This is a genomic window from Klebsiella sp. BIGb0132 (genome assembly GCF_024810075.1).
Classification (GTDB): domain Bacteria; phylum Pseudomonadota; class Gammaproteobacteria; order Enterobacterales; family Enterobacteriaceae; genus Klebsiella; species Klebsiella terrigena.
The window spans coordinates 847,048-863,622 of record NZ_JANUDW010000002.1 but is presented as its reverse complement, the minus strand read 5'-3'; the positions used below and the strand labels follow the sequence as shown (position 1 = coordinate 863,622).

At 60.8% G+C, this 16,575-nt stretch carries 14 protein-coding genes and 1 pseudogene; 11 read left to right on the top strand and 4 right to left on the bottom strand.

Annotation, left to right across the window (positions count from 1 at the left end; translation table 11 throughout):
- Positions 1-176 precede the first annotated feature (176 nt).
- Positions 177-1,112: a pyrimidine-specific ribonucleoside hydrolase RihA gene (gene rihA, locus M2416_RS10980; protein WP_259223831.1), complete on the bottom strand. Its 936-nt coding sequence runs from the start codon at positions 1,110-1,112 to the stop codon at positions 177-179.
- Positions 1,113-1,368: 256 nt separating this feature from the next.
- Entirely contained in the window at positions 1,369-3,480 is a 2,112-nt protein-coding gene (gene pqqU, locus M2416_RS10975) for a TonB-dependent receptor PqqU (protein WP_259223829.1), read from the bottom strand.
- A gap of 260 nt (positions 3,481-3,740) precedes the next feature.
- Between pqqU and yncE the strand changes: the two genes are divergently transcribed.
- Positions 3,741-4,802 (top strand): 7-bladed beta-propeller protein YncE, encoded by a 1,062-nt coding sequence (gene yncE / locus M2416_RS10970; protein WP_076947241.1) that lies wholly within the window; start codon positions 3,741-3,743, stop codon positions 4,800-4,802.
- Positions 4,803-4,944: 142 nt separating this feature from the next.
- Positions 4,945-5,166 (top strand): YgdI/YgdR family lipoprotein, encoded by a 222-nt coding sequence (locus M2416_RS10965; protein WP_041145366.1) that lies wholly within the window; start codon positions 4,945-4,947, stop codon positions 5,164-5,166.
- Between the two features lie 57 nt (positions 5,167-5,223).
- Here the strand turns inward: M2416_RS10965 and ansP are convergent, their stop codons facing one another.
- A complete protein-coding gene (ansP, locus tag M2416_RS10960; protein WP_259223827.1) occupies positions 5,224-6,687 on the bottom strand; it encodes an L-asparagine permease in 1,464 nt (487 codons plus the stop codon).
- 188 nt (positions 6,688-6,875) lie between these two features.
- On the bottom strand, positions 6,876-7,763 hold the full coding sequence (locus M2416_RS10955) for a LysR family transcriptional regulator (RefSeq protein ID WP_259223826.1): 888 nt from the start codon (positions 7,761-7,763) through the stop codon (positions 6,876-6,878).
- A gap of 109 nt (positions 7,764-7,872) precedes the next feature.
- Here M2416_RS10955 and M2416_RS10950 point away from each other — a divergent pair, with 109 nt between their 5' ends.
- The 9 genes and pseudogenes from M2416_RS10950 (at position 7,873) to M2416_RS10910 (ending at position 16,562) form a co-directional block, all read left to right on the top strand.
- Entirely contained in the window at positions 7,873-8,271 is a 399-nt protein-coding gene (locus M2416_RS10950) for a (R)-mandelonitrile lyase (protein ID WP_259223824.1), read from the top strand.
- Between the two features lie 106 nt (positions 8,272-8,377).
- The gene (locus M2416_RS10945; protein ID WP_041145370.1) at positions 8,378-8,923 is read left to right on the top strand and encodes a P-loop NTPase family protein; all 546 of its coding nucleotides are present in this window, start codon (positions 8,378-8,380) and stop codon (positions 8,921-8,923) included.
- Positions 8,924-9,028: 105 nt separating this feature from the next.
- Positions 9,029-10,030 (top strand): LLM class flavin-dependent oxidoreductase, encoded by a 1,002-nt coding sequence (locus M2416_RS10940; RefSeq protein ID WP_076947236.1) that lies wholly within the window; start codon positions 9,029-9,031, stop codon positions 10,028-10,030.
- Complete coding sequence (locus tag M2416_RS10935) at positions 10,027-11,148, top strand: M20 peptidase aminoacylase family protein (RefSeq protein ID WP_259223821.1); 1,122 nt, start codon at positions 10,027-10,029, stop codon at positions 11,146-11,148. The genes M2416_RS10940 and M2416_RS10935 overlap by 4 nt, the downstream gene beginning before the upstream one ends.
- Before the next feature lie 31 nt (positions 11,149-11,179).
- Positions 11,180-13,452 (top strand): annotated as a pseudogene (locus tag M2416_RS10930) (NtaA/DmoA family FMN-dependent monooxygenase).
- Between the two features lie 11 nt (positions 13,453-13,463).
- The gene (locus M2416_RS10925) at positions 13,464-13,973 is read left to right on the top strand and encodes a GNAT family N-acetyltransferase (RefSeq protein WP_259223820.1); all 510 of its coding nucleotides are present in this window, start codon (positions 13,464-13,466) and stop codon (positions 13,971-13,973) included.
- Between the two features lie 9 nt (positions 13,974-13,982).
- Complete coding sequence (locus M2416_RS10920; RefSeq protein WP_259223819.1) at positions 13,983-14,909, top strand: amino acid ABC transporter permease; 927 nt, start codon at positions 13,983-13,985, stop codon at positions 14,907-14,909.
- On the top strand, positions 14,893-15,672 hold the full coding sequence (locus tag M2416_RS10915) for an amino acid ABC transporter ATP-binding protein (RefSeq protein ID WP_041145377.1): 780 nt from the start codon (positions 14,893-14,895) through the stop codon (positions 15,670-15,672). The genes M2416_RS10920 and M2416_RS10915 overlap by 17 nt, the downstream gene beginning before the upstream one ends.
- Before the next feature lie 23 nt (positions 15,673-15,695).
- Entirely contained in the window at positions 15,696-16,562 is an 867-nt protein-coding gene (locus M2416_RS10910) for a transporter substrate-binding domain-containing protein (RefSeq protein ID WP_155397543.1), read from the top strand.
- The last annotated feature ends 13 nt before the right edge of the window (positions 16,563-16,575 follow it).

Genomic DNA, 16,575 nt, shown 5'->3' with positions numbered 1-16,575 from the left:
AGTAACAGAGAGAATAAGATAAAGACGTTATTCTGACCCTGTACACGATTCTGTGTAAATGCCCTGACTCTGACAAACTCATCGCCTGATACGCTGCAAACTGCCGACGCTTCCTGTCGGCACGTCTTTATCCAGAAGGCAGTATCGCAGTTCTCAAAGTCCCGCAGACCCCTGATTCAGCCATAAAACGCCAGCCGCTCGGCTAACAGGTCGACAAAACCCTCCCGGTCGACATCCAGCAACACCGTGGTATTCGGCTGATTACCGGTGAGGAAGTAATAATCGACCACCGTCATGCCCTGGGTGTATTTCCCCTGGGTTTCCACGCCCACCCAACGCTCAGCGCAGGTGAACAGCTCCGGCTTCAGCAGCCAGGCGATGGTGCAGGGGTCGTGCAGCGGGGCGCCGGTGAATCCCCATTTAGCATCCTTGTGATACTCCATAAAGAAGTCGAGCAGCTCGGCAACAATGGTGGCTACCGGGTTACCGACCTGGCGGAAACGTTCGATATCCATGTCATGAATCTGCGCCCGATGCGTGACGTCCAGCCCGGCCATCACCACCGGAATACCCGACTGGAAGACGATCTCCGCCGCTTCCGGGTCGACGTAGATATTAAACTCGGCGGCGGGCTGCCAGTTGCCGAGCACCATCGCGCCGCCCATCATCACGATGCGTGCGATCTTATCGTGCAGTTCCGGGTGGCCGTTCAGCAGCAGGGCGACGTTGGTTTGCGGGCCGGTGGCGACAATCGTCACCGGCTGCGGACTTTCGCGCAGCGTTTTGGCCATCAGCTCGACGGCGGTACAGTTCTGTGGGGCAAAATCAGGCTCCGGCAGCGCCGGGCCGTCAAGCCCGCTTTCGCCGTGAACGTTGTCAGCGATGATCAGCTCTCGCATCAGCGGCTTACGCGCGCCGCCGGCCACCGGAATATCCTGGCGTTGCACCAGCGTCAGCATGCGCAGCACGTTACGCAGGGTTTTCTCCGGCGTCTGGTTACCGGCGGAGGAGGTGATGGCTTTGACGTCCAGTTCGGGTGAGGCGAGGGCGAGAACGATAGCGATGGCGTCATCATGACCCGGGTCGCAATCAAGGATGATTGGCAGTGCCATAGCGGCTCCTTTTTATGGGCGATATTTGTGATAAGGGTAACGCCAGGGAGCACAACAGACGAGGGAGGATAAAACAAAGCGTGATGCACGCCGCATTATGATGATGGGGGAAGACGAATCTCCCGACTACAGGCTGGCGTATGTAGGCTTGCCGCCTGGTCCGTGCTTGCCGGGGCGAAGAGGGACGATGAGGTCGTAGCCGGAGCGGCGCGTTAACGCCGCCGCCCGGCGTGACTCTCCGGGCGGCGGCTGGGTATTACTCAAATCGCCATGCGAGGTTCAGGCCAACGCCGTAGTTACGTCCCGGTGCCGGTTCGTAGTAACGGCCGTTGGACTCGTTGACGATCACCGACCCGACGTAGCTGCGGTCAAACAGATTATCGATACGGCCGAAAACGTCCATATCCATGTTGCCGTAGCTCCACTTATAGCCGCTGGTGAGCCCAACGACGGTCCACGACGGCGCCTTAGCGGTGTTCTCATCGTTAGCCATGATATTGCTCATGTAGCGAATATCGCTGCCCGCGTACCAGCCGCGATCCGGCTGATAGCCAAACGAGGCGTAGCCCATGTTGCGGGCGATCCCCGGGATGCGGTTGCCGTTGCAGCTGGCGTCATCGCAGACGTTGGTCCGGTAGGTGGCGTCCAGCCAGGTCCAGGCGGCCTTCAGGCGCCAGTTCTCAGCGAACTGCTGATCCAGCCCCAGCTCCATCCCCTGACGGCGGGTTTTGCCGGCGTTTTTATAGCTGGTGCGTCCGCCGCTGCTGGCGTCAACGACAATCTCATTATCGGTATTGGTCTGGAACAGGGCGGCGGTGAACAGGCCGTTGCCGATCCGCGTTTTGCTGCCGATTTCAAACGTCTCGTTGGTTGAGGGCTGCAGGCCAAAGTTCAGGCCGCCCTGGTTACCGGAGCGATAGGAGAGCTCGTTGATGGTCGGCGTTTCAAAACCGCGGCCCGCGGAAGCGTAGACGTTCCACGCATCGGTCAGCGCATACTTCAGTGAACCCGCCGGCAGCCATTTGTGGTAGCTGGCGTCGCCGCTATCGTCCCCGTTGCCCGGGGTAATGTAGTAATCGTTTGAATCGAACCACACCGAGCTGTAGCGCACCCCGGCATCGAGAGTCAGTTTCTCCGTCAGCTGCCACTGGGTCTGCAGATAAGGGTCGATATTCCACATCAGGTTGCGTTCGTTGCGGCGCAGGTTGCCCTCTTCGCCGTACTGCGGCGCGCCGTTGGCCATCACGAAGTTTTCAAACCCTTTGCGGCGCTCGCTCATGGTTTCGTAATCAAGCCCGGTGGTGAAGGTCACCGGCACCAGCAGCTCGCCGCGGTGGGTCCAGCGGGTATCGATGCCCTGATAGTGGCGGGTGAGGTCAATCACGCCGCCCGCGTGGCTCGGGTTAAGCTGCGGCGCGCGTGGAATCGACTGATACTGCGTGGTTTCACGCTCCCCGGCGTACATCATCACGCTCAGGTCGTCGCGCTCGCTTAGCTGGCGCTCGTAGCGCAAACCGGCCTGGGTCTGTTTGGTCGACTTGCGGGTGTTGTACTGATCGCCGCGCGGCGACTGGCGCGGGTTGCTTTGCCACTCGTCGTAGCTTAGGCCGCCGGCATCGTTGGCTTTGATATCCACGCTGTTGAACAGCAGCGTCAGCTTACTGACGTCGTTGATACGCACGCCGAGCTTCGCGTTGGCGAGATTTTTCCGCGCGCCGCTGTGATCGCGATAGCCGTGAGTGGTGAAGCGGTTGGTCGACACGATGTAATCGACGTCCCCGGCGTGAGTACCGTCGCCGACGGCGCCGGTGGCCTTCATGCCGTAGTGCCAGGTACCGAAGCTGCCGTAATAGCTGCTGGCTTCGATGGTCGGCGGCTGGCTGCCGCTCTGGCTGGTGACGTTAATCACCCCGCCGGAGGAGTTGCCGTACAGCGCGGAGAAGGGACCGCGCAGAACCTCCAGCGACTCTACGCTGCCGATATCGATATTGGAGGTTTGCCCCTGGCCGTCGGGCATGGTGGCCGGAATGCCGTCAACGTAGATCCGCAGCCCGCGCACGCCGTAGGTGGAGCGAGAGCCGAAGCCGCGAATCGAGAGCTGCAGGTCCTGAGCGTAGTTCTGCCGATTTTGCACCTGCAGGCCGGGCACCGCGCCCAGCGACTCGGAAAGGTTGACCCGCGGCGCGGCGCGGCGCATGTCGTCGCCGTCAATCACGCTGACGGCGGCGGGGGTATCGAGTTCGGAGACCGTCGTTGGGGCAGCGGTAACAACCATCGTCTGTTCGCCTTCTGGGCTGGACTGAGCCATAGCGACCAGCGGCAAAAGGAGGGCGGGAAGCGCAACCGTGCGCACGGAAAGGATTTTCATGGAAACACTCGCAAAACGAACCAAACGGAACATATCTCTATATGTTAACTCTTTTGTAATTTTTTGAAAATTATTAACGGAAGTTTAGTTAAATAATGGCAACTATTGGCTATTTTTTTCGCCCGCGAGCGCAATTAACGCTCCACTTTGTGTTAAATAATGATTACTATTCGCATTTATAAAATAGCGTAAAGCCATGACTTTACGTCACGGAAGCACTGTCGAGCAGGCACATATTTGTTTTATCAAAGGGAGTCGTCATGTCATTACGTCATCTGTCCACGCCGCGTCTGCGCCGTTCACTGTTGTTAACTTCACTGCTGCTGGCGGGGAGCTTCAGCGCTCACGCGGCGGAAGAAATGCTGCGCAAGGCGGTTGGAAAGGGCGCATACGAGATGGCTTATAGCCAGCAGGAAAATGCGCTATGGGTCGCGACTTCGCAAAGTCGTTCACTGGATAAAGGCGGGATCGTCTATCGCCTCGACCCGACGACGCTGGAGGTCACTCAGGTTATCCATAACGACCTCAAGCCGTTCGGGGCGACGATCAACAACGCTACCCAGACGCTGTGGTTTGGCAACACCACCGACAGCACCGTCACCGCGATTGACGCCAAAACCGGCGCCGTGAAAGGCCGTCTGGTGCTTGACTCCCGCAAGCGCAGCGAAACCGTGCGTCCGCTGGCGCCGCGCGAGCTGGCGGTGAATGAGAAGACCAACACCGTTTATATTACCGGGCTGGGTAAAGAGAGCGTTATCTGGGTGGTTGATGGCGACAAGCTGACCCTGAAAGAGACCATTACCAACACCGGCGCGATGGCGACCGGGCTGGCGGTTGATGCTGACGCGAAGCGCATTTACACCACCAACGCCGACGGCGAGCTGCTGACTATCGACAGCGACAGCAACAAAATTCTGAGCCGTAAAAAGCTGCAGGATGACGGTAAGGAGCACTTCTACCTGAACCTGAGCCTCGACACCGCGGGCCATCGCGCCTTTGTCACCGACGGCAAGCAGCCGGAAGTGCTGGTTGTCGATCTGCGCGACGGCAAGGTGCTGGAGAAAATCGCCGCGCCGGAGTCGCTGGCGGTGCTGTTCAACCCAACCCGCAATGAAGCCTACGTGACCCACCGTAAGGCCGGCGAAGTCAGCGTGATCGATGGTAAAACCTACAAGGTCGTCAAAACCATCAAAACGCCAACCTATCCTAACAGCCTCGCGCTCTCCGCCGACGGTAAAACGCTGTACGTCAGCGTGAAGCAGGAATCAACCCGTCAGAAAGAAGCCACTCAGCCGGATGACGTTATCCGCATCGCGCTGTAAAGATGTAGCGGAGGGGGAGACCCCTCCTGCTCGCCTGAATCACCCTCTGTTACAATCACCTGTTAGCCGTATTAACCTAATGGCTTTATAATCAGTGCTTTCCCGCCTGCTGCGGGAGAGTGGTAATCATTCTGGAGACGATATGAATAAGCCATTTATGGTTCTGTGCGCCGGCGCGATGCTGGCTTTACTGGCGGGCTGTACGTCAAACTACGTGATGACAACGAAAAGTGGGCAGACCATTGTGACCCACGGCAAGCCACAGCTGGATAAAGATACTGGCATGACCAGCTACACCGACGAATCGGGCAACCAGCGTCAAATTAACAGCAGCGACGTTTCGCAGCTGGTGAAAGATAACTAAGCCTGGATCGTCGTTGAAAAGTGCGGTTTGACCGGTTTCGGCCAAACCGCAATCGCGCTATTTTTGCGCCGTCTGCGCGCCCGGCGCGGTGCTATGAATCGCCGCCACCCGGCGACGAACGCCAAACCAGCCGGCGACCAGCAGCACCGCAATCAGCGGAATTGAACCGATGGTGTAGGTGCCGTTTGGATAATCGAAGGCCATCAGCACCAGCACGCTGAGCAGGAACAGCAGGGTCAGCCAGGAGGTAAACGGCGCGCCAGGCATTTTGAAGCTCACCTCCGCCGCTCTACCTTCCTTAATCGCTTTACGCAGCCGCATCTGGCAAACCACGATAAAGCCCCAAGACGCAATAATCCCCAGCGAAGCCACGTTGAGCACGATCTCAAAGACCTGCGACGGCACCAGATAGTTGAGGAATACGCCGATGACGTAGACCGCCAGCGTCGCCAGAATCCCGGCGTAAGGCACCTGATGACGGCTCATCTTCGACATAAACTGCGGCGCGGAGCCGCCCATCGACATCGAACGCAGAATGCGCCCGGTGCAGTACAGGCCCGAGTTGAGGCTGGAGAGCGCCGCGGTTAAGACCACGATATTCATCACGCTGCCAATGTACGGCACGCCGAGCTTCGAGAAGAAGGTGACGAACGGGCTTTGCCCCGCCTGATAGGCATTCCACGGCAGCAGCAGCACCAGCAGCACCACGGAGCCGACGTAGAACAGGCCGATACGCCAGATCACGCTGTTGATCGCGCGCGGCACCATGGTCTGCGGCTCTTTGCACTCCCCGGCGGCGGTGCCGACCAGTTCGATGGAGGCAAAGGCGAACACCACCCCCTGCACCAGCACCAGCGCCGGCATCAGGCCGTGTGGGAACAGGCCGCCGTTATCGGTAATCAGGTGGAAGCCGGTGGCGTTGCCGTCCAGCGGTTTTCCGCTGCCGAGAAAAATGGTGCCGACCACGAGGAATGCAACAATCGCCAGCACTTTGACCAGCGCAAACCAGAACTCCATTTCGGCAAACCACTTCACGCCGATCATATTCATGGTGCCGACGATCGCCAGCGCGCCGAGGGCGAAGACCCACTGCGGAACGTCGCCGAAGGCGCCCCAGTAGTGCATATAGAGCGCCACGGCGGTGATGTCGACAATGCCGGTCATCGCCCAGTTGATAAAGTACATCCAGCCGGCAACGTAGGCCGCTTTTTCACCGAGGAATTCGCGGGCGTAGGAGACGAAGCTGCCGCTGGAGGGCCGGTGCAGCACCAGTTCGCCCAGCGCGCGGAGGATAAAGAAGGAGAACAGGCCGCAGACCAGATACACCAGGGCCAGCGCGGGCCCCGCCATCTGCAGGCGCGCGCCTGCGCCGAGGAACAGACCGGTGCCGATTGCGCCGCCGATGGCGATCATCTGCACCTGACGGTTGCCCATTGCCTTGTGGTAACCCGACTCCTGCGAGTTGAGCCAGTGACGTTTTGCGGCCTGATGCTCGGCCGCGGCGTTGTGTTTTGTATTCATTGATGTACCCATTTTCCTGTCAATGTCCATGAGTGGTCCCCGCACCGCCGACTGGCAGCACGTTATGCTGGCTTTCTCATCATTCTGGCGTAGGAGATAAGCAGAGCATGGCGCAGCATCCTACACGCAACGTGATAGTGACGCACGTAAAACATGTCTGCACCGCACTTGCTTATATATCAATGGGTTCAGCGTCGTAGCGCGTCCACGAGCAGGGAAAAAGCGGCGGTGTGCTGGTGGCGGCTGGGGTAATAAAGATGGTAGCCGGTGAAGGAGGGAGTCCAGGCTTCGAGGAGCCGCACTAGCCGGCCGTCGGCGAGAGCTTCGGCAACGGAATCCTCCGGGACATAGGCCAGTCCGAGGCCCGCGGCGGCGGCATCTATGCGCTGCGGAAGGCTGTTTAGCGTGATTTGTCCATCAACGCGGACGCGCACTTCGCGCCCCTCCTGCGCAAACTCCCAGGCATAAATGCCGCCGAGGGTCGGTAAGCGCATATTAATGCAGCGGTGGCGGTCGAGCTCATAGGGCGTTTGCGGCGTGCCGTAGCGCGCAAGGTAGTCCGCAGAGCCGACGACGGCCATGCGCATATCGGGGGCGATACGCACCGCAATCATATCCTTCGCCACCTGTTCGCCGAGGCGGATCCCGGCGTCAAAGCGCCCATCGACGATATCGGTCAGGCCGTTATCAACGGTAATTTCGATATGAATGTCAGGATACTGCAGCATAAAGGGTTTCAACGTCGGCCAGAGCACCGCGCTGGCGGCGTGCTCGCCGGCGGTAAGGCGGATATTGCCGGCCGGATGCTCACGGGTGTCGCGCAGGGCGCTGAGCTCCTGCTCAATTTCCTGCAGATGCGGGCCGAGGCGCTGAAACAGCCTTTCGCCGGCCTCGGTTGGCGCGACGCTGCGGGTGGTGCGGGTCAGCAGGCGCACGTCGAGCCGGGCCTCCAGATTGCGCATGGCGTGGCTCAACGCCGACTGGGAAACGCCGAGCTGGGCGGCGGCGCGGGTAAAGCTGCGCTCGCGGGCCACCACCATAAACGACAGCAGGTCGTTAATATTATCTTTAAGCATCGTTATTCCGGATTAATGAATTTGGCTCATGGTTCCTTTCTTATTTTGCAGTCTAATCGCGGCCCGCGGCTTGCGCTATCTTTAGTGCAACACCTAAGAGGAGAGCATCATGAATATTAGCCCCAGCGGCTCACAGCCATCACGAAAAGGTCCCGCAGACTGGTTTACCGGCGACGTGCGTATCGACGCGCCTTTTCAGGCCACCGAGCCGGCGAAAGTGGGCGGCGCGACGGTCACCTTCGAGCCCGGCGCGCGTACCGCCTGGCATACGCATCCGCTGGGCCAGACGCTGATTGTGGTCCAGGGACGCGGCTGGCTGCAGGAGTGGGACAAAGAGCCGCAGGCGCTGAACCCGGGCGATATCGCGTGGATCCCGCCGGGCGTGAAGCACTGGCACGGCGCCAGCAGCACCACCGCGATGGTGCATATTGCCATCGCCGAAGCGGAGAACGGCAGCCCGGTGACCTGGCAGGAGCACGTCAGCGACGAGCAGTACCAGGGCTGCTAAACGCGACCGTAGCCGGGTAGCGCAGGCGCTGAGCCCGAATTTTCATCCCCGACGCGGCCGTTTGTGGGTTAATATTCTTACCCCAAAGGACGGCTGAGAGCGCAGGATGAAAATAAACGTAGTAGGGACCAGCGGCGTCGGAAAATCGACTCTCGCCCGGCGGATTGCCCGGCAGCTGGCGCTTCCCTGTATCGAAATGGATCGGCTCTACTGGCTTCCGCAGTGGCAGGGCACGCCGGACGAAGCGTTCTTCGCCAAATTAGCCGCCGCTACCGCCGCGCCGGGCTGGGTGCTGGACGGCAACTATAACCGCAGCCGGCAGATCAAATGGCGCGATGTCGATCTGGTGGTCTGGCTCGACTACGGATTCTGCCGCACGCTGCGGCAGGCGGTGTGTCGCGCCGCCGCCCGCGCCAGCCGCCATCAGGAGCTATGGCCCGGTACCGGCAACTGCGAAAGCTTCCGTCGCTCCTTTTTTAGCCGCGAATCCATTATCTGGTGGACCATCAAAACCTGGCGTCACAATCGCCAGCGCTACCTTGCCGATATGGCCGACCCGGCCTGGCAGCATATCCGCTTTGTGCGCCTGCGTAACCGGCGTCAGACGGAGGATTTTCTCCGCCAGTTGACAGCGCAGCCTGCTCAGCATTAAGCCCGTATATCTATTTTCCGGCAGAGCACATGTAAATAAATTGTTTCTCAGTCGCCTCCCCAGATTCTAATAATGCAGACACGTTAGTTAATACGAGTCTGCGAAATGTCTTATCGAATCAGTATTCTGGATAAAAGTCCGCTTGCGGCTGGGGAAACGGCCGCTCAGGCGCTGACCCGAACTTTAACCCTTGCGCAACAGGCTGAGGCCTGGGGATATCATCGCTTCTGGATAGCCGAACACCATAATACCGATCAATTAGCCAGCCCGTCGCCGGAGCTGGCGATCGCCTGGATCCTCGGCCAGACCCGGCAGATTCGCGTCGGGTCCGGCGGGGTGATGCTCCAGCACTACAGTCCCTATAAAGTCGCGGAAAACTTCAACCTGCTGGCCTCTATTGCGCCGGGCCGGGTGGATCTTGGCGTCGGCAAAGCGCCCGGCGGCCTGCCGCTCTCCACCCGCGCGCTGCAGCAGGGGCTGAATCAGGAAGATAAAGGCACCTTTGCCGACCAGTTGGCCCAGCTTGATAACTGGCTGTCGCTGACCGAGGCTGAAGGTGAAGAGAGCGTGCGGGCGACGCCTATTCCGCCGCGGCGGGCGGACGGCTTCCTGCTCGGCGCCAGCCTTGAGAGCGCTCGTCTCGCCGCCCAGCTTGACTGGAACTTTGTCTTTGCCGCCCACCTTAACGGCGATAAAGCACTGCTTCGCGAGGTGCTGACCCGCTGGCGCACGCTGAGCCGCCGGGATGCCATTATCGCCGTGCAGGCGATCGTCGCTGAGGATCGCGCGGCGGCGCGGGATCTCGCGCGGCAGGTTGAGGTCTGGGGCGTCGAGCTGGAAAACGGCCAGCGGGTGACCGTTGGCAGCGAGGCTCAGGGGATCGCCTTTGCCCGCCAGGCGGGGAGCGCCCCGACGCGCATCGCCCGCCGCGAATCCTCCCTGCTGGCCGGTACCGCCGAGGAGGTCAAAGCGCAGCTGGACGCCCTGCACGCGGAGTGGGGCATAGACGAATTCATCATCGATACGCCGGTCGCCGAAGGTGAGGCGCGGCTCAACTCGCTGCGCCTGCTGGCCCAGGCCCATCAGGGTGCGGAGGTGCTGCCATGAGCTTTGCTGAACAGCTGATCCGCTGGCGGCGCGAGCTGCACCAGTACCCGGAGCTCTCCCTGCAGGAGGTGGCTACCACCGCGCGCATCCGCGACTGGCTGCAAAGCGGCGGCCTGCGCCTGCTGCCCTACGAGCTGAAAACCGGCCTGGTGGTGGAGGTAGGCAGCGGTGAAAAGCTCATAGCCCTGCGGGCGGATATTGACGCGCTGCCGATCGAAGAAGCGACTGGCCTCGCGTATCGCTCGCAAAACGAAGGCGTGATGCACGCCTGCGGCCACGACATCCACACCAGCGTGATGCTGGGGGCCGCGCTGCTGCTCAAAGAGCGCGAAGCGCAGCTGCCGGGCCGGGTGCGGATCCTGTTCCAGCCGGCGGAAGAGAGCTTTGGCGGCGCCAAAACGCTGATCCGCGCCGGCGCTCTGGAAGGGGTGACGGCCATTTTCGGGATGCACAACGAGCCGGGGCTGCCGGTAGGAGAGTTCGCCACCCGCGGCGGCGCCTTTTATGCCAACGTCGATCGCTTCGTCTTTAAGGTCACCGGCAAAGGCGCTCACGCCGCGCGACCGCACGAGGGCAAAGACGCCATCCTGCTTGCCAGCCAGCTGGTCACCCTGCTGCAGAGCGTTGCCAGCCGGGAGGTTAATACCCTTGATTCGGTGGTGCTGAGCGTGACGCGGATCCAGGGCGGTAACACCTGGAACGTTCTGCCGGAGAGCGTGGAGCTGGAAGGGACGCTGCGCACCCACAGCAGCGAAGTGCAGCAGCAGGTGAAGGCGCGGGTAAGCGAAATCGCCGCCGGTTTTGCCAGCGCCTTCGGCGCGCAGATCGACGTTTTTTGGTACTCCGGGCCAACGGCGCTGGTGAACGATGAGCGCTGGGCGGCGTTTGCCAGCGAGGTTGCCGACGACGTCGGCTACCGTACCCATCACGCGGACCTGCATATGGGCGGGGAAGATTTTGCCGTCTACCTGCAGCATATTCCCGGCGCCTTTGTCAGCATCGGCAGCGCCAGCGAATTCGGTCTTCACCATCCCGGATTTAATCCGGATGAGAATTTAATCGCCCCGGCGGCGCGCTATTTTGCGACCCTGGCGGAACGGGCCTTACAGCAAATTTAAATTTTAATTACCGGCAAGGGAAGGGTGAACTATGTCTGAAAAACGACAGCTGCGTCTTGGCACCATATTACACGGCGCCTCGGGAAATATGTCCGCCTGGCGTCACCCGTTAGCGCAGGCGGATGCCAGCATTAATTTTGAGTTTGTTAAGCAAACGGCGTTAAAAGCCGAAGAGGGTAAGCTCGACTTTATATTTGTCGCCGACGGCCTGTATATTAATGAGAAATCCATCCCGCACTTTTTAAACCGCTTTGAGCCGCTGACGGTGCTCTCCACGCTGGCGGCGGTGACCCGCAACCTCGGCCTGGTAGGTACGCTGTCAACCTCCTACAGCGAGCCCTTTACCACCGCGCGGCAGTTCGCCAGCCTCGACCATCTCAGCCAGGGCCGGGCGGGCTGGAACGTCGTCACCTCCCCGCTGGAGGGCTCGGCAAAAAACTTCTCCCGCGCTCAGCATCCCGACCATGCGCTGCGCTATCGCATCGCGGATGAATATCTAAAGGTGGTTAAAGGGCTGTGGGATTCATGGGAAGAGGACGCCTTCGTGCGCAATAAGGCCAGCGGCCAGTTCTTTGATAAAAATAAGCTGCATGCCCTCGATCATCATGGCGACTTTTTTAAGGTTGCCGGTCCGCTGAATATTGCCCGCACGCCGCAGGGGCGCCCCATTATATTTCAGGCAGGCGCTTCTGATGATGGGAAAAAGCTGGCGGCGAGCCATGCTGACGCCATTTTTACCCATCAGGACTCTCTTGAGGAGGCGCAGGCATTTTATCGCGATGTTAAAGGCCAGCTCGCGGCGTACGGCCGTCAGGAAGATTCGCTGCATATTTTCCAGGGCGTCAGCGTCATCGTGGGCGACAGCGCCGAAGACGTGGAGCAGCAGTATCAGACTACCGCCGCGCTGGTCTCGATTGAGGATGCCCTGAACTACCTCGGACGCTATTTCGAACATCACGACTTTGCGCAGTACCCGCTTGATGCGCCGTTCCCGGACATCGGCGATCTCGGACAAAACAGCTTTCGCAGCACCACGGATGAGATCAAGCGCAGCGCCCGCGAGCGCGGCCTGACCCTGCGCCAGGTGGCGCTGGAAGCCGCCAGCCCGCGTCCGCGCTTTTCCGGAACGCCGCAGCAGGTCGCCGACGGTTTGCAGCAGTGGTTTGAACAGCGGGCCGCCGACGGTTTTATTATCCAGGGCGGCACGCCGGACGCCTTCCCGCGCTTTGTTGACCAGGTGGTGCCGCTTCTGCAGCAGCGGGGGCTGTTCCGCGAGGAGTATCCCGGCACCACCCTGCGTGCAAGCTTAGGGCTGGCCGAGCCGGTCAATCAATTCCAACAACAATAAACAAGAATAAGAGAACACCCGCTATGCAGAAAAAGTCACTTATCCTCGCGCTCGCCCTGGCCGCAAGCGCTTCGTCGTGGGCGCAGAACGTCAATATCAACGGCACCGGGGTCAGCCTCGAAGCCAACAAAGCGCCGGTGCATACGGCAAAAAATCCGCAGGCGATTGCCCAGTTGCCGAAGGATCTGCGCCTTGCGGTACCGGGAAAATTCACCGTCGCGGTCGCGGCGCTGAACTCGCCGCCGCTCACCGTCTTTTCTGACGATAACAAAACCCTGCTCGGCAGCGAGGTGGATATCGCCCGCCTGGTGGCCGATAGCCTCGGTCTGCAGCTGAACGTGGTCCCGACCTCGTGGGAGGACTGGCCGCTCGGCGTGGTCTCCGGCAAATATGATGCCGCGATCAGCAATATTACGGTGACCAAAGAGCGCAAAGAGAAGTTTGATTTCGCCACCTACCGCAAGGATTCGCTGGGCTTCTACGTCAAGAGCACCAGCCCGCTGAACAAAATTGACACCGCGGAGGAGATTGCCGGCCTGCGCATTATCGTCGGCTCCGGCACCAACCAGGAGGCCATTCTGCTGGCGTGGAACGCGGAGAATCTGAAGAAAGGGCTGAAGCCCTTTACCCCGATCTACACCAAGGATGACGCCGCGCTGACCCTCGCCCTGCAGTCCGGTCGCGCCGATGCCTTCTTTGGCCCCAACGTGATTGGCGCATGGAAAGCGGCGCTCACCGGCAAAACCAAACTGGTTGGCAGCGTCGACGGCGGCTGGCCGAAGGCGGCGCATATCGCGGTGACGGTGAAAAAGGGCAGCGGCCTGGTCACTCCGGTGCAGACGGCGCTGAACGGCGCTATCCAGAGCGGCGACTACGCCAAAGTGCTTAACCGCTGGGGGGAAGGCGTCGAGAGCATCCCGCAGTCAGAGATTAATCCGGCCGGACTGGGCGATTAACAGGAGTCAGTATGAGCGACGTATTCCGCGATGTTTCACCCGAAGCCCCCGAGCTGCAGCCGGTTATTGACGGCCTGTTTGCCGAGTACGCTTCGCGCTACGGGGACTATTTTTCCCGCGATGCCGAAGTTGAGCTAACCGAATGGTATCTGGCGCCGCAGGGGCTGTTTATCGTACTCGAGCGCGAGGGGGAGATTATCGCCACCGGCGCCTACAAGCCCAAAGACGCCAACACCGCCGAAATTAAACGCATCTGGACCCACCACGCGCTGCGCCAGCAGGGGCTGGCGGCGAAGGTGGTGCAGGAGCTGGAGCGTCGGGCGGTGCTGGCGGGCTACAGCCATATCTACCTGACCACCGGCTTTCGTCAGCCGGAGGCGGTGAAGCTCTATCTGAGCCGGGGCTATGAGCCGCAGTTCGACCTCGACCGCAACCCGGAAGAGTACAGCCAGCCGCCCTATGACGGACGGCTGCGGTTTAGCAAAGCGCTGGCGGTTAGCGCGCTAGGCCAGAGCGCCTGAGGAGCAACGATGAAAACATCTGAAACGATAAAAGTTATCCCCGCGCGCTATCCGCTGCGCGCCGTCGGCGCGGTGCTGGCGCTGCTGGTGCTGGCCGTCGTTGTGCAGTCGGTGGCCTTTAACCCCCGCTGGGAGTGGGCGGTCTTCGCGCGCTGGTTCTTTGATCCGGTTATTCTCGAAGGGCTTGGGCAAACGCTGCTGCTGACCCTGCTCGGTACCGTGCTGAGCGTGATCTTTGGCGGACTGCTGGCGCTGGCCAGGCTCTCCTCCTCGTGGCTGCTGAGCAGCCTTTCGTGGGGATATATCTGGTTGTTCCGCTCGCTGCCGCTGATCGTGGTGCTGATTATTCTCTACAACTTCTCCTATCTGTACGACACGCTGTCGCTCGGTGTTCCCTTTACCAGCATCAGCTGGGGCAGCTATCAAACCATCAACGTGCTGGGGCAGTTCTCCACCGCGGTAGTTGGGCTGACGCTGGTGCAGAGCGCCTATACCGCGGAAATTATTCGCGGCGGCTTCCTCGGCGTCGATCACGGTCAGTATGAAGCGGCGGCGGCGCTCGGCCTGCCGGCGTGGCGGCGCACCCTGCGCATTATTCTGCCGCAGGCGCTGCGCACCATTTTACCCTCCGGCTTCAATGAAATTATCAGCCTCGCCAAGGGGACGGCGATGGTCTACGTCCTGGCGATGCCGGAGCTGTTTTACACCATCCAGATGATTTACAACCGCACCCAGGAAGTGATCCCCCTGCTGATGGTCGGCGCGGTGTGGTACCTGGCGATCACCAGCGTCCTGTCGCTTATCCAATATCTGGTTGAACGCGCGCTGGCGCGCAGCGAGCGCCGCTCGGCGGTAAACAGCCCGCGCCGCACTCGCGTTGCCGAAGCCTCTCGTTCACCGCAGCCGCAGGAGCCCGTCCATGCCCAACTCTCATAACGGCCACATCTCGATTACCGGCGTCAGCAAATATTTTGGCCGCCATAAGGCGCTGGACGATGTCTCCCTGGAGATAGAACCCGGCACGGTAACGGTGATCCTCGGGCCTTCCGGCTCGGGGAAATCCACTCTGCTGCGGGCCATTAACCACCTCGAGCGGGTTGATGAGGGCTTTATCCAAATTGATGGCGACTATATCGGCTATCGCCGCCAGGGCGACAGGCTGTACGAGCTGAAGGAAAAAGAGATCCTCCGCCAGCGCGTGAACGTCGGCTACGTTTTTCAAAACTTCAACCTGTTCCCGCACCTGACGGTGCTGGAAAACCTGATTGAGGCGCCGATTGCCCACGGACGGGCCAGCCGCAAGGAGGCCATCGAGCAGGCCTACGATCTGCTCGACGTGGTGGGGCTGCGCAACAAAGCCGATGCCTGGTCGCGGCATCTCTCCGGCGGTCAGCAGCAGCGCATTGCCATCGCCCGGGCGCTGGCCCTCAAGCCGCGGGTGATTCTGTTTGACGAGCCAACCTCGGCGCTGGACCCTGAGCTGGTGGGCGAGGTGCTTGACGTTATCAAGAAGCTGGCGCGCTCCGGCACCACGCTGGTGGTGGTGACGCATGAGATTGGTTTTGCGCGTGAGGTCGCCGATCAGGTGGTCTTTATGGTCGATGGTAAAATCATTGAGCAGGGCAGCAGCGATGAGGTCCTTAACCATCCGCAGCATCAGCGCACGCGGCAATTTTTATCGAAGGTGCTTCCGGCATGAGAAAAGGACTTCTGGCATTAATGATGGGTATTATTCCGGCGGGGGCGCAGGCGGAGATTGACCTGCGGGCCAACGAGCGGCCGCTGCCGGTGACGGCGGACAGCCGGGCGATTGCGCAGATCCCGGCGAACTATCGCTTCGTTGAGCCCGGGACGCTGACGGTGGCTATCTCGGCGCTGAATTCACCGCCGCTGGCGCTGCTGGCGAGCGATAACCGCACGCGCATCGGCAGCGATCCGGATATCGCCCGCCTGCTGGCCGGCAGCCTGGGGCTCCGGCTCCGGCTGGTGCCGACGGCGTGGGAGGACTGGCCGCTGGGCATCACCTCCGGGCGTTACGACGTGGCGCTGGTGAATATCGCGGTGACCGAGCAGCGCAAGCAGAAATTCGATTTCGCCACCTATCGCGTCGATTCCCTGGCCTTTTCCGTTAAATCCACCAGCCCGATAGACCGGGTGAGCGGCGCGGCGGATCTTGCCGGGCGGAAGGTGATCGTCGGCTCCGGCACTAACCAGGAGCGTATTCTGCTCGGCTGGAACGCCGAGAACGAAGCGGCGGGGCGCCAGCCGGCGCTGCCGGTGTACCTCACCGACGACGCCTCGGGTAATCTCTATATCCAGTCCGGACGCGCCGACGTGTTCTTTGGCCCGCAGTCGGTGGCGGCCTACAAAGCGGCGCTGACCGGCACGACCAAAGTCGTCGGCCTGGGGCCGAAAAAGGCTTACGTTGCCACCACCACCAAAAAGGGCAGCGGCCTGGTGTACGCGCTGCAGGCGGCGCTGGACGGGGCGATAGCCCGCGGCGAATACCAGCAGGTGCTGGCGCGCTGGGGGGAACAGGGGGAGGCGGTAACGCAGTCGGTGGTCAATCCGCCGGGGATTACCTACTAAAAAGCCGCTGTTT